The 12,127-nt window shown below is 45.5% G+C and carries 12 protein-coding genes; 10 read left to right on the top strand and 2 right to left on the bottom strand.

Annotated elements, in window-relative coordinates; all coding sequences use genetic code 11:
• Nucleotides 1-3: 3 nt before the first annotated feature.
• Nucleotides 4-762 (bottom strand): DUF2490 domain-containing protein, encoded by a 759-nt coding sequence (locus tag ABF87_RS00590; RefSeq protein ID WP_160827185.1) that lies wholly within the window; start codon nt 760-762, stop codon nt 4-6.
• Between the two features lie 812 nt (nt 763-1,574).
• Between ABF87_RS00590 and ABF87_RS00585 the strand changes: the two genes are divergently transcribed.
• Complete coding sequence (locus ABF87_RS00585) at nt 1,575-1,886, top strand: cytochrome c (RefSeq protein WP_160827184.1); 312 nt, start codon at nt 1,575-1,577, stop codon at nt 1,884-1,886.
• An 89-nt stretch (nt 1,887-1,975) separates the two neighbouring features.
• On the opposite strand, the gene hemN is transcribed toward ABF87_RS00585, so the two are convergent.
• Nucleotides 1,976-3,346 (bottom strand): oxygen-independent coproporphyrinogen III oxidase, encoded by a 1,371-nt coding sequence (gene hemN / locus ABF87_RS00580; RefSeq protein WP_160827183.1) that lies wholly within the window; start codon nt 3,344-3,346, stop codon nt 1,976-1,978.
• Between the two features lie 147 nt (nt 3,347-3,493).
• Between hemN and fnr the strand changes: the two genes are divergently transcribed.
• The 9 genes from fnr (at nt 3,494) to rseP (ending at nt 12,127) form a co-directional block, all read left to right on the top strand.
• A complete protein-coding gene (gene fnr, locus ABF87_RS00575) occupies nt 3,494-4,246 on the top strand; it encodes a fumarate/nitrate reduction transcriptional regulator Fnr (RefSeq protein WP_160827182.1) in 753 nt (250 codons plus the stop codon).
• Nucleotides 4,247-4,510: 264 nt separating this feature from the next.
• Complete coding sequence (gene rpsB, locus ABF87_RS00570) at nt 4,511-5,233, top strand: 30S ribosomal protein S2 (protein WP_160827181.1); 723 nt, start codon at nt 4,511-4,513, stop codon at nt 5,231-5,233.
• Between the two features lie 154 nt (nt 5,234-5,387).
• Nucleotides 5,388-6,272 (top strand): translation elongation factor Ts, encoded by an 885-nt coding sequence (gene tsf, locus ABF87_RS00565; RefSeq protein WP_160827180.1) that lies wholly within the window; start codon nt 5,388-5,390, stop codon nt 6,270-6,272.
• 31 nt (nt 6,273-6,303) lie between these two features.
• Nucleotides 6,304-7,020 carry a UMP kinase gene (pyrH, locus tag ABF87_RS00560; protein WP_160827179.1) on the top strand — a complete coding sequence of 239 codons (717 nt, stop codon included), beginning with the start codon at nt 6,304-6,306 and terminating at the stop codon, nt 7,018-7,020.
• A 116-nt stretch (nt 7,021-7,136) separates the two neighbouring features.
• Entirely contained in the window at nt 7,137-7,694 is a 558-nt protein-coding gene (gene frr, locus ABF87_RS00555) for a ribosome recycling factor (RefSeq protein WP_160827178.1), read from the top strand.
• Nucleotide 7,695: 1 nt separating this feature from the next.
• The gene (gene uppS / locus ABF87_RS00550; RefSeq protein WP_160827177.1) at nt 7,696-8,463 is read left to right on the top strand and encodes a polyprenyl diphosphate synthase; all 768 of its coding nucleotides are present in this window, start codon (nt 7,696-7,698) and stop codon (nt 8,461-8,463) included.
• A 13-nt stretch (nt 8,464-8,476) separates the two neighbouring features.
• Nucleotides 8,477-9,301, top strand: coding sequence for a phosphatidate cytidylyltransferase (locus ABF87_RS00545; protein WP_160827176.1), 825 nt, complete (start codon nt 8,477-8,479; stop codon nt 9,299-9,301).
• A complete protein-coding gene (gene ispC / locus ABF87_RS00540) occupies nt 9,298-10,485 on the top strand; it encodes a 1-deoxy-D-xylulose-5-phosphate reductoisomerase (RefSeq protein ID WP_160827175.1) in 1,188 nt (395 codons plus the stop codon). Before ABF87_RS00545 ends, ispC begins: the two co-directional genes overlap by 4 nt.
• A gap of 274 nt (nt 10,486-10,759) precedes the next feature.
• Nucleotides 10,760-12,127, top strand: a complete 1,368-nt coding sequence (gene rseP, locus ABF87_RS00535) for an RIP metalloprotease RseP (RefSeq protein ID WP_160827174.1) — start codon at nt 10,760-10,762, stop codon at nt 12,125-12,127.

The raw sequence follows: 12,127 nt of genomic DNA, 5'->3' as shown, positions 1-12,127 counted from the left end.
ATATCAGAAGTTCAAAAACAAGCTAGCCACAAGGTTATGCATCATTTGATCAGGACGCGCGCTATGCGGCCGATTGATGAATTGGTTCATATAACCTAATTCAACGGTCGCATATTGATTGACTTTGTAACCTAATCCAACAAAAGCCCGGTTCTGATCGTAGCCGCGTGAGATGAAACCGGGATTGTTATCTATGGTCGTCATCGCGATAAACAATTCGCTCTGCACGATAAACGAAAGGTTCGGATCTATGGGAGTGATTGGAACGGCCAATTTCACCAATTGACGGAACCGGTGAGCTACATCGTTATTGCCAGGCAGTGGCGCGTTGTGATCAAAGAAGCGTTGCTCAAAGCGGCTACGCAACGACAATCTACCGAAAGGAAAATTATCCGACCAAGTCACTTGTTGCCAGATCCGATGCTCGTTAAATGGATGCGCAATTGATAAAGGTTCAGCCGAAGGCGCCCAGGCATAACCTGCCCATACGACGATTTTATCGGTTATCGCATAACCCAAGCCAGGACGTATCAGCGATTGGGTAAACTGCGTGGCATCATTACCAAACCGGCCTTGTCCTTCCATCCACCATCTGAATTTTTTCAAGTCAGGGTTTTGCGGATTCACGAAACCAAAATTACCCTGCGTGAAAATACCTCCCCAAACTTCAAAATCCTCTACGGTTTTATCAGCCAGGGCTGTTCGATTAAACGTCAAACTCAGTGCAGCGAACACAATAAAAATACCAATTCTCTTAAACATGCAATCTCCTCTTCTTTAATGATGATTTCTTTAAATAGTTAATTAATTTGCAGATCAAAATGACTTGTAGCCTCTGCATTCATTTCGTTCCACCGATAGTTTACTTTCTGGTTGTTTACATTCAAGAAGTTCTTCGGGAGCTCTGAAAAACCATTACACTTTTTTATCGATTCATTATGTTTGAATCATTCGCTGTCTTTTCAGAACTTCCCTAGAAAATCAGCAACTCCCTCTCACTTTTCCCGATTACTTCGTCCCGCACGATACCATAGTAAATGTTAAGAAGTGTCAAGAAATACAACTACAGCGATTGGCGGTATTAGAGAAAATTCTGTCTAATATTTAACACCTTAAATGAAGAATACAAAAAATTTTTCTATGCTACCGAACTCTCTCTGTAGACAAAAACACAACAAATGTTAAGAAAATGTCAAGAAAGAAATTTCTTCCTTACTGTTCGGTATGCTTCTTCAAGGCAGCTTCGTTGAATAGTGACAGTCATCCAGAACCTCAGCCGTTTTATTGAACAAAAGAGAATCCAGGAAGACAAAAATATGACGTGTGTCCAGCAATTATCTACCTAATCAGAGCAATAGGATGGTCGATCGAAATAATGCACCTTTCGATTTTTTCAGTATGATGAAACATTAAAACAATTGTTTGACAATAGGTCATACCACGGAGTAAGGTGGCCAGCACATTTGGCTCACAACCACGCAATATCGAGAATAGCAAAAGCTTGAATCGATTGAATTGCGATTCGCTTCACCTTCTATCTTTTTCGAATTAAACAAACATGGAGTTAAATAACAATGAAAAACGTAAAATTAGCGCTAACAGTATTATCAGCAACATTCATACTGGTAGGTTGTAGCACAAGCAAAGACTATACGCCTCCGGCAGATGCGTCAGGAGAGAAAATTTTCAGCTCGGCGTGTACAGAATGCCACAAACCGTTAAGCCAAAACGTAGCAATGATCCTGAGCGAAAAGGTTGCTAATAAAGACGCCATTATCAAGAAGTTTCAATCGGGGAGCATGAGAATGCCGGCATTTAAAAACATTCAAGGTGATGCGGCGGATCGCTTGGCTGACTATGTATTGTCGAATAGCCAAGTAAAATAATTTACGATCTCTGCAAAAACGCTGATAACCCGAGAATTTCTATCCATTCTCGGGTGTGGAGTTCAGAGCGGAATGGAAAAATTCTTAAATCACCGACCAGTGCGTAAATAGCGATCAAACACTCGACAAATATTTCCGACCCATAATTGTCCTGTTGGTGTTACCGCAATTTCTTCATCCCTGAGCGTAAGCATCCCGGCTTGCTCATACACCCGTAAACTCGCGAGTTCAGGTGCAAAGTATTGCTTGAATTCGATCGAAAAAAAAGTTTCTACCGACTCATAGGATAAAACTGAATGACAAATCAGCGCCTGCATGACTGAGCGACGGATTAAGTCATCAGCGCTCGGTTCATGCCCATGCATAATGGGGAGTTTATTGTGCTTGAGCTTGCCGTAATAAGGTTGAAGGCTGCCAAAATTCTGATACAAAATAGGCCCAGTACTCCCAACTGCGGAGATTCCCAGCGCGACGCGAGTACAATTCGGATGAATCGAATAACCCTGCAAACCGTAATAGAGTCGGCCTTGCCGCTGTGCGATCACCAATTGATCATGAGAGGATGCAAAATGATTCATCCCAATATGAACATAGCCTGCATCAGTCAAATAGCTCATCGCGACTGTGAGCATTTCAAATCCCGCCTCTTCAGCAAGTAAGTCTTCATCAGGATTTCTCTGCTTCGGCTTGATCTTAGTGTAAAAATACGGATAGTTCAGTAATCGAATTTGATGAGGGCTTGCAGCAATGATGTTATTCAGCACTAATAGAAAATTTTCCAGGGTCTGTTCCGGCCATCCATAAGTCAGCTCAACCCTGATTGTTCTAAAACCGGCGCTCTGAGTCTCCCAAATGGCAGGAACCATACGATCTTCTGATTGAAAATGATGAATAGATTGTTGTGCCGCTTGATCGAATGCATTAATACCCATCATTGCGTAATTAAAGCCTGCGTCTTTCAATTGAAGTATCGCGTGAGGTGTCACTAACGATGCATCAATCTCAATACACTGCTCCTTTTCGTACATCACGTTAAAATTCTGCTCAATTGCATCGATGATGCCGTTCAGTTGCACATTACTCAGGATATTGAACGCGCCACCTCCAAAATAAATCTGTTCAACTATACAATCATCTTCGAACAACTGGGCTTGAAGCTCTATTTCACGAGTCAAATAATACAAATATTCTTCTATATCATTATCATCTTTGGACAGGATTTGACTGAATTGATAACGACATAGTGCGTCTCGCAATGGAAAGTTAATATGCAGAGATAAAGATTTTCGAAAATAGCGGCTTTTTTGATCATTGAGCCATGAAGTATAGGCAATCGCATCAAAACCTTCATTAAAATGCTCTATTTGTGGATATAATCGATAGTCAGCGTAATGATGCCCCAATTGCCTGATTAGATTGATATTGACTGGAGATGAGCTGAAAAATAACGACGAATTCACCCAATTATTCCTTTCGAGAGGAATGGAATTAAAAAGAGTTTCCACTTCGATCAATAATATCGGTAAAATTATCCTTAGATCGTGGGAAGAAGCATTGATTAAGATCAATCACACGTAGAAATGTGATTTCTAGCCTCTGGAAAAACTTTGTCTTTACAAACCTCATCATACGGCCATCTCGATATATCCAATATCAAATCAAGCTGCGCAACCTGTAGTTTGCGAGAGCTCTGTTTGCCCGTTGGTCTTAATAGTCATGAAATACAGAAACTCGGGGATGTGGTCAGCCATAAGCGCAAAATCCCGCGAGGAGGATACCTTCATCATACCGGCACGAAATTTCAATCGCTTTTCGCGATTCGAAGCGGATTCCTTAAAACCTGCGTTCTGGAGCAAGATGGTCGCCAGCAAGTGACAGGCTTTCATATGACCGGCGAGTTGCTCGGACTGGATGCTATTAGCTCTGAAATTCACACTTGTGATGCCGTTGCGCTCGAAGATAGCGAAGTATGTGAAATTCCCTTTGCAAAACTGGAAGAAATCAGTCTCACGATTCCTTCGCTGATGCATCACTTCCATAAAATCATGAGCCGTGAGATCGTGAGAGATCATGGTGTTATGCTATTGCTGGGCAGCATGAAAGCAGAGGAGCGATTGGCAACTTTCTTGCTTAATTTATCGCGTCGATTCTCAATCCGCGGCTATTCCGAATATAGTTTCAATTTACGGATGACGCGGGAGGAGATTGGTAGTTATCTGGGTCTCAAACTTGAAACAGTCAGTCGCGCTTTTTCCAAATTACAAGATGAGAACATCATTACCGTCGACAACAAACACATACAGATCAATGATATGAATCGACTCAAACTCAAGATGGGAAATTCTTCTTGCGTCACTTGAAATTACCTCTACTCACTGCGCCATTGTCTTAACTTCCTTCTTAGCCCTTCCTCTCTTCAGCAGTCAGCCACAGGTTTCAACTTGAGTAAGCTTTCAAAAATGCTATAATAAAAAAATAATTTGACCTTGATGATCCAGTAGGAATTAAGTCAAATTAAATTCACACATTCGTTATCAGTGCAGTGGGCAAAGCTTGCTATCAAATAGAGCAAACGAGCTGTTGATTGCTGAAATGAATGGAGGCTCAATCCCAAAGGAGAATTTATGTCTGTAACCATGCGACAAATGCTGGAAGCGGGTGTGCATTTTGGACACCAAACACGCTTCTGGAATCCCAAAATGGCACCATATATTTATGGTCACCGCAATAAAATCCACATTATCAATCTCGAAAATACATTGGTAATGTATGAAGAAGCCATGAAATACGTGCGTCAATTATCAGCTAACAAAGGTATTATTTTATTTGTCGGCACAAAACGGCAAGCACGTGACATCGTGCGTGAAGAAGCCAGCCGATGCGGATCTCCGTATGTTGATCAACGCTGGCTCGGAGGAATGCTCACCAATTTCAAAACCATCAAACAATCGATCAAACGCCTGCAAGACATGGAAACGATGGTTCAGGACGGAACACTCGACAAACTCGTAAAAAAAGAAGCATTAGATCTGCAGAGAGAATTGGATAAACTCAATAGCAGCTTGGGGGGCATCAAGGACATGAAAGGGTTGCCTGATGCGCTATTTGTCATTGATGTTGGTTATCAGAAAGGTGCTATTACAGAAGCACGGAAATTAGGTATTCCTGTCATTGGAGTAGTGGACACCAATCATAACCCGGATGGCTTACAGTACATTATTCCCGGAAATGATGATTCAAGTAGAGCCATTCGTTTATACGCTCGCGGTGTAGCTGATGCTATCCTGGAAGGACGAAATCAATCTTTTCAGGAAGTGGTTGAAATGACCGGCGCAGAATCAGAATAAGGTCACGGAAACTTATTGCACGATTCGATGCTTAGCAGTGATAGATAGTATGTGAAAGTGTTTCTGTCTGTGCTGAGCACGTGATGTGCAGTAAGTAATTCGTGTCATCTATCTTTCCTTTCAGTCATCAACTAATTTTGTATCTGGAGTAAATATGGCGGACGTTACCGCAAATATGGTAAAAGAATTGCGTGAATTAACCGGCCTCGGCATGATGGAATGCAAAAAGGCCCTGACAGAAACCAATGGCGACATGAAAGCAGCAGAAGATCTGTTGCGGATTAAAAGCGGTGCCAAAGCAAGCAAGGCCGCTGGACGAATTGCAGCGGAAGGCGTCATTGGCGTATTCATTTCTGCGGATGGCAAACACGGAGCGCTGGTTGAAGTCAATTGCGAAACCGATTTCGTCGCCAAGAATGACGATTTCATCAGTTTTGCCAAAAACCTTGCTGAATTAATAGCAACAAAGGATCTCACTGACATTTCGGCCTTGAGTGACGCTTCATTACCGCAAGGGGAGACTGTTGAGGCAACCCGCAAAGCCTTGGTCATGAAATTAGGCGAGAATATCAGCATTCGCCGCTGCGGACGACATGCAACACAAAATCGACTGGCTTCTTATCTGCATGGTACCAAAATTGGCGTAATGATTGACTATGAAGGCGGCGATGAAACACTGGGCAAAGATTTAGCCATGCATATCGCTGCAAGCAAGCCAATCTGCGTATCGAAAGAACAAGTATCGTCTGAATTACTTGAGCATGAACGTCAAATTTTTACGGCTCAAGCCGCAGAAAGCGGAAAACCAGCCAACATTATCGAAAAAATGGTTGACGGACGCATCGCAAAATACCTTGCGGAAGTTACTTTGCTAGGTCAGCCCTTTGTCAAAGATCCCGAGCAGACCATTGAAAAGCTCTTGGCAAAAAAACAAGCTCGGGTAAACAGCTTTACAATGTTTGTGGTTGGTGAAGGAATAGAGAAAAAATCGGAGAATTTTGCCGAAGAAGTAAAAGCTCAGATAGAACAAGCCAAATAAAGAGATTCATCACTCCACAACACAGTCATTAATGTCGACGATTGCTTATAAACGAATATTACTGAAACTATCTGGCGAAGCCCTGATGGGTGAAGATAAGTATGGAATCAATTCTGCAGTAATGGGAAAAATTGTTTCTGAAATCGAAGAAATCAGTAAACTTGGCGTCGAAATCGCCATCGTTGTCGGCGGAGGTAATATTTTCCGTGGCATGAAATCCACGAATGACGCGCTTGAGCGCGTTACTGCAGACTATATGGGAATGCTTGCCACAGTGATGAATGCCTTGGCATTGCAAGATGCCATGAAGCTGGCGGGTCTGGTCCCCCGAATTCAATCTGCTTTGCGCATCGACCAAGTCGTTGAGCCGTATATTCGGGGACGGGCCATGCGATACCTGAAGGATGGCAAAATAGTTATTTTTGCGGCCGGGACAGGAAATCCTTTTTTTACAACCGATACGGCAGCGGCTTTACGAGGCATGGAAATGAATGTGGACATCATGCTCAAGGCCACCAAAGTAGACGGTATCTATACCAGTGATCCAAAAATCAATCCGGATGCCACTCGGTTCCATCGATTGTCTTTTGATGAAGCCATTGCAAAAAACCTGCAAGTGATGGATGCAACAGCCCTGACGCTATGCCGCGACCAGAAGTTGCCTCTGAATGTGTTTAGTATTTTCAAGATGGGCGCTCTAAAACGTATAATAACTGGAGAAGATGAAGGAACGTTGGTAACGATCTGATCCGGATATTGTCAGTAAGGAGTTGATAAAACGGCCAGGCGGATGACTACATCGCAGCAGCCCTTTCAGAGCCTCCCACAATCTCTTGAAATAATGTTGTATAAGGGATAAAAATCATGATTGCTGATGTAAAAAAATCTGCTGAACAAAAAATGCAGAAAAGTCTTGAAGCATTAAAAGTGGATTTAAGTAAGGTCAGAAGCGGACGAGCGCATACCGGTTTCCTTGATCACGTCACTGTGGATTACTATGGCTCCCCCACTCCCATCAATCAAGTGGCCAACGTCACTCTGATCGATGCACGGACCATTGGTGTTATTCCATGGGAAAAAAAAATGGCCAACGTCATTGAAAAAGCAATTCGGGAATCCGATTTGGGTTTAAACCCGATGCCGGTCGGTGAAACCATCCGCGTACCGATGCCGGCTCTTACCGAAGAACGCCGCCGTGATCTCATCAAAGTCGTCAAACAGGAATCAGAAGCCGTGCGCGTTGCCATGCGTAATATCCGAAGAGATGCCAATGCGCACCTCAAAGATTTGTTGAAATCCAAAGAAATATCAGAAGATGATGAACGTCGAGGCCAAGATGAAATTCAAAGGCTTACCGATCGCTATATCGCCGAGATAGATAAGGTTTTACAAGCAAAAGAAGCTGAACTGATGGCTGTTTGATATGCCTCAAGGCCCAAGCTCAACCCGAGAAATTCCTGAAATAGGTTCCATACCTCGACATATTGCCATCATCATGGATGGCAATGGCCGTTGGGCACGCAACCGTTTCATGCCTCGTGTAGCCGGGCATCAACAAGGGGTTGAAACAGTCCGCGGCGTTATAAAAGCCTGCATTGAGCGCGAAATCCCCTACCTGACTGTATTTGCGTTCAGCAGTGAAAACTGGCGTCGGCCGGCTGAAGAAGTCTCCTACCTGATGCAATTGTTCACAGGCGCACTGGAACAAGAAATCACCAAATTGCACGAAAACCAAATTCGATTCAAAGTCATCGGTGATTTATCCAAATTTGAACCCAAAATCATTGAATTCATCCGCGCTGGCGAGCAATTGACGGCCGAAAACAAAAGGCTTACTTTTACGATTGCGGCCAATTACGGCGGCCGTTGGGACATCATGCAAGCCATGCGCAAAATGATGACGCAATCAGCGGAATTACCCCTGAATTTCGATGAAGAAAATCTAGCTCGGTATCTTTCTCTCAACTATGCTCCCGAACCTGACTTATTCATCCGCACGGGCGGAGAGTGCCGCATCAGCAACTTCCTGCTTTGGCAACTTGCTTATACGGAGCTGTATTTCACCGATACGTTATGGCCCGATTTCAACGAACATGAACTTGAGCTAGCCATTCAATCCTACCAACAACGAGAACGGCGATTTGGCCGAACCAGCGAGCAAACCCGAACGGCGATGTCCGCAAAAGGCTAGAACAATCCATTTCATGCTTAAAACCCGCATTATCACTGCCAGTTTTATTTTACCGTTATTTCTTTCCGCCTTATTTTATCTGCCCGACATTTTCTGGGTAACCTTCATTCTAGGATTAACAGTCATAGGTGCGCGCGAATGGAGCCGTTTAACCCGGCTTTCGGTCAAGCACACCATTGTTTTTATGCTGTTGACCGTATTGATCGGCGGCGAGCTGGTGTTTTTTCTACGGGAATCCATGCAGGTGAATATTTACACTCGCGATTTGATCGCCGCCTACATCCTCTCGGTCGTTTTCTGGACAATGGCTGCGCCCCTTTATCTAAAGCAAGCGTATACGATTGACCATCCGGTCATCGCGATGAGTATAGGCTGGATTGTTCTGCTACCCATTTGTCTGGCCCTTTATCAATTGCGCACGATCAGCCCGCTGTTGTTGCTGGGATTCATGGCGGCGATCTGGGTATCCGACACGGCCGCTTATTTTACCGGGCGCTCCCTTGGCAAACATAAACTCGCTCCATCGATCAGTCCCAACAAAACATGGGAGGGCGTGGCAGGCGCTTTGATCGCAGTACTGCTTTACGGTATGGCGTGGAGCTTATGGCTGGCCGATCCAGCTTTGATGATGGCGCTGACGCCCCTACTACTGGTCATGGCCGGGCTGGGAATTGTCGGGGATCTCTACGAATCATTGATCAAGCGCCAGGCAGGCGTCAAAGATAGCGGCAATATTCTGCCGGGACACGGAGGAATACTTGATAGAATTGATGCCCTGACTTCTACTCTGCCACTTGCAATGTTGGCTGTACTCATTTTTTATTCGCCATCGTCATGAAAACTGTCCGACAAATTACCATCCTGGGATCGACCGGTAGTATTGGAGAAAGCACCCTGGATGTCATCGCCCGCCACCCTGATCGCTTTCAGGCGTTTGCACTGACCGCCAACAATAATGTTGAAAAGATGCTCGCGCAGTGCCGGCAGTTTCAACCCCGCTATGCCGTCATGCTCAATGAACAAAGCGCAGAGCAATTGGGACAAGCAGTACACTCCGCCGGTCTAAGCACTGAAGTGCTGTCTGGTATTGAGTCATTGGAAACAGTCGCTTCATTGCCTGAGGTCGATGCTGTGATGGCAGCTATCGTCGGTGCTGCAGGCATCCGTCCCACGTTTGCAGCCGCACGCACCGGAAAACTCGTGCTTCTGGCGAATAAAGAAACTTTGGTCATGGCCGGGCGGATTTTCATGGACATGGTCAAACAAAATAACGCCACACTATTGCCGATCGACAGCGAACATAATGCCATTTACCAATCCTTACCGCACTGCTTCGACGGCAATCTGACAGCCGCCGGCGTCAGCCGTATCCTGCTGACTGCTTCCGGCGGTCCATTCCGTTGCGCGCCTATCGCTTCACTGGATGCGGTAACCCCAGAGCAAGCCTGCGCCCATCCGAATTGGGATATGGGGCAGAAAATTTCCGTCGATTCCGCAACGATGATGAATAAAGGATTGGAAGTCATCGAAGCGCACTGGCTGTTCAATGCCGCGCCGGAAAACATCCAAGTGGTCATCCATCCGCAAAGCGTCATCCACTCGATGGTAGCCTACGCGGACGGCTCGGTCATCGCGCAATTGGGAAATCCTGACATGCGGACTCCGATCGCTCATGCCATGGGTTACCCCGATAGGATCGACAGCGGAGTATCGGCTCTGGATATGTTCAAAGTCGCCCACCTGGATTTCGAAGAACCTGATTTCGAAAGATTTCCCTGTCTGCGACTCGCCTATCAAGCATTGACTGCAGGCGGCAATATGCCCGCGGTGCTCAACGCCGCCAATGAAGTCGCGGTGGAATCCTTTTTGAACAAAGCTATGTCATTTACCGCCATTCCCCGCATGATCGAACATGTCATGGAGGTCACTCAACCTGAAGAAATCACGACGCTTGAAGATGTCCTGAGAACTGATGCGCTGGCACGGAACAAAGCACGGCAATGGTTGAGCAATTTTCAATAGCTATTGAATTGCTGATGATATCGAGATTCAATTTTTTGCTATTAATGGTAGTATTTGATTCGCGTTAACTTTAAAACAGTGAAATGGCAATCACCGGCGCAGTTAAAAAAGCTCTGAAAAAAAACGCGAATAATAGTCAAACAAGGCTGAGTCTGGTAAAAAAATCCAATTTATCGGGAATGGATGAGCATTCTAATGCCTGATTTCAACGCAGTGGTTTTTCTGATCTTACTTAACGCTTCTTCCTTATGCATTTCATTCTTCACACTCTGATATGTCAATAACTTACACCATTATTTCGTTCATCGTCGCGCTGGGCGTATTGATTACGTTTCATGAGTTTGGCCATTATCTGGTCGCTCGTTGGAATAACGTGAAAGTACTTCGATTTTGCATCGGTTTCGGTCAGCCGATTTTTCGTAAACGCTGGGGCAAAGATCAAACAGAATGGGTCATTGCAGCCATTCCCTTGGGCGGTTACGTCAAAATGCTGGATGAGAATGAAGGCAAAGTCCCGCCGGAAGAAGCATCTCGCTCGTTCAATCGTCAATCGGTAGGCCGCCGTTTTGCTATCGTGGCAGCAGGTCCGATTGCCAATTTCTTACTGGCCATCGTTCTCTACTGGTGGTTGTTCATTCTCGGCGTAAATGGCATGAAGCCCATACTCGGCCCGGTTGAACCAAGCTCACCGGCCGCCCAGGCGCAGTTTGAACCCGGCGACACCATCGTTACTATCGACAATGAGCCGGTGGCGAGCTGGCAGGATGCGCGCTGGACATTGCTGCGCTATGCCATAGATCAATCCTCCAATGTCAGAGTGCAAACGATCAACAAAAAAGGCGAGATCAACTGGCGGCAATTGGATTTGAGCCACGTCGATCCCGATAAATTGAATGAAAACTTTCCGGGAATTCTTGGGCTGACCAGTTATCAACCGATCATTCAACCCGTCATTGCGCAGGTCATCGAGAACAGTGTCGGTTATCATGCTGGCTTACAGGTCGGCGATGAAATCCTCGCCATCGATCAGATCGAAATCCAAACCTGGGTGGAACTGGTGCAGAAAATCCGCAATAATCCCGGAAAAACGCTCGAACTGGAAATTTTACGCAATAACAAGATTGTCGATCTGACCATTACCCCAGAAGCTGCCACTGAAAACGGCAAGCCGATCGGTAAAATCGGTATTGCGCCGGTGATCAATCAAGCCGAGATCGATGAGCTCATGGTCACGGTCACCTACCCACCCGGCAAAGCGGTTCAGAAAGCCCTGGAGAAAACCTGGGAAACCACCATACTGACGCTTCGCATGCTGTCCAAGATGATTACCGGAGATGTATCCTGGAAAAATGTCAGCGGCCCCATTTCGATCGCTGATTACGCCGGCCAGTCCGCGCAGATGGGACTGGTCTCCTACCTGGCCTTTCTGGCTCTGATCAGCGTCAGTATCGGCGTGCTCAATCTGCTGCCCATCCCGATTCTGGATGGCGGCCACCTGATGTATTATTTGATTGAAATGATCCGCGGAGCGCCGCTCTCAGACAAGTTTATCCTGATCGGCCAGAGAATCGGGCTGGCCATGTTGCTCGCACTCATGACGTTTGCCATCTATAACGATATCAATCGGCTCATCACTGGTTAA

The sequence above is a fragment of the Nitrosomonas sp. JL21 genome (genome assembly GCF_009833095.1).
Taxonomy (GTDB): Bacteria; Pseudomonadota; Gammaproteobacteria; order Burkholderiales; family Nitrosomonadaceae; genus Nitrosomonas.
This window is presented reverse-complemented; position numbering and strand designations above follow the sequence as displayed.

Bases quoted from the DNA above. Each gene is read 5' to 3' on its own strand.
- ABF87_RS00590 (WP_160827185.1), bottom strand. From the start codon at position 762: ATGTTTAAGAGAATTGGTATTTTTATTGTGTTCGCTGCACTGAGTTTG.
- ABF87_RS00585 (WP_160827184.1), top strand. From the start codon at position 1,575: ATGAAAAACGTAAAATTAGCGCTAACAGTATTATCAGCAACATTCATA.
- rpsB (WP_160827181.1), top strand. From the start codon at position 4,511: ATGTCTGTAACCATGCGACAAATGCTGGAAGCGGGTGTGCATTTTGGA.
- tsf (WP_160827180.1), top strand. From the start codon at position 5,388: ATGGCGGACGTTACCGCAAATATGGTAAAAGAATTGCGTGAATTAACC.
- pyrH (WP_160827179.1), top strand. From the start codon at position 6,304: ATGTCGACGATTGCTTATAAACGAATATTACTGAAACTATCTGGCGAA.
- frr (WP_160827178.1), top strand. From the start codon at position 7,137: ATGATTGCTGATGTAAAAAAATCTGCTGAACAAAAAATGCAGAAAAGT.
- uppS (WP_160827177.1), top strand. From the start codon at position 7,696: ATGCCTCAAGGCCCAAGCTCAACCCGAGAAATTCCTGAAATAGGTTCC.
- ABF87_RS00545 (WP_160827176.1), top strand. From the start codon at position 8,477: ATGCTTAAAACCCGCATTATCACTGCCAGTTTTATTTTACCGTTATTT.
- ispC (WP_160827175.1), top strand. From the start codon at position 9,298: ATGAAAACTGTCCGACAAATTACCATCCTGGGATCGACCGGTAGTATT.
- rseP (WP_160827174.1), top strand. From the start codon at position 10,760: ATGTCAATAACTTACACCATTATTTCGTTCATCGTCGCGCTGGGCGTA.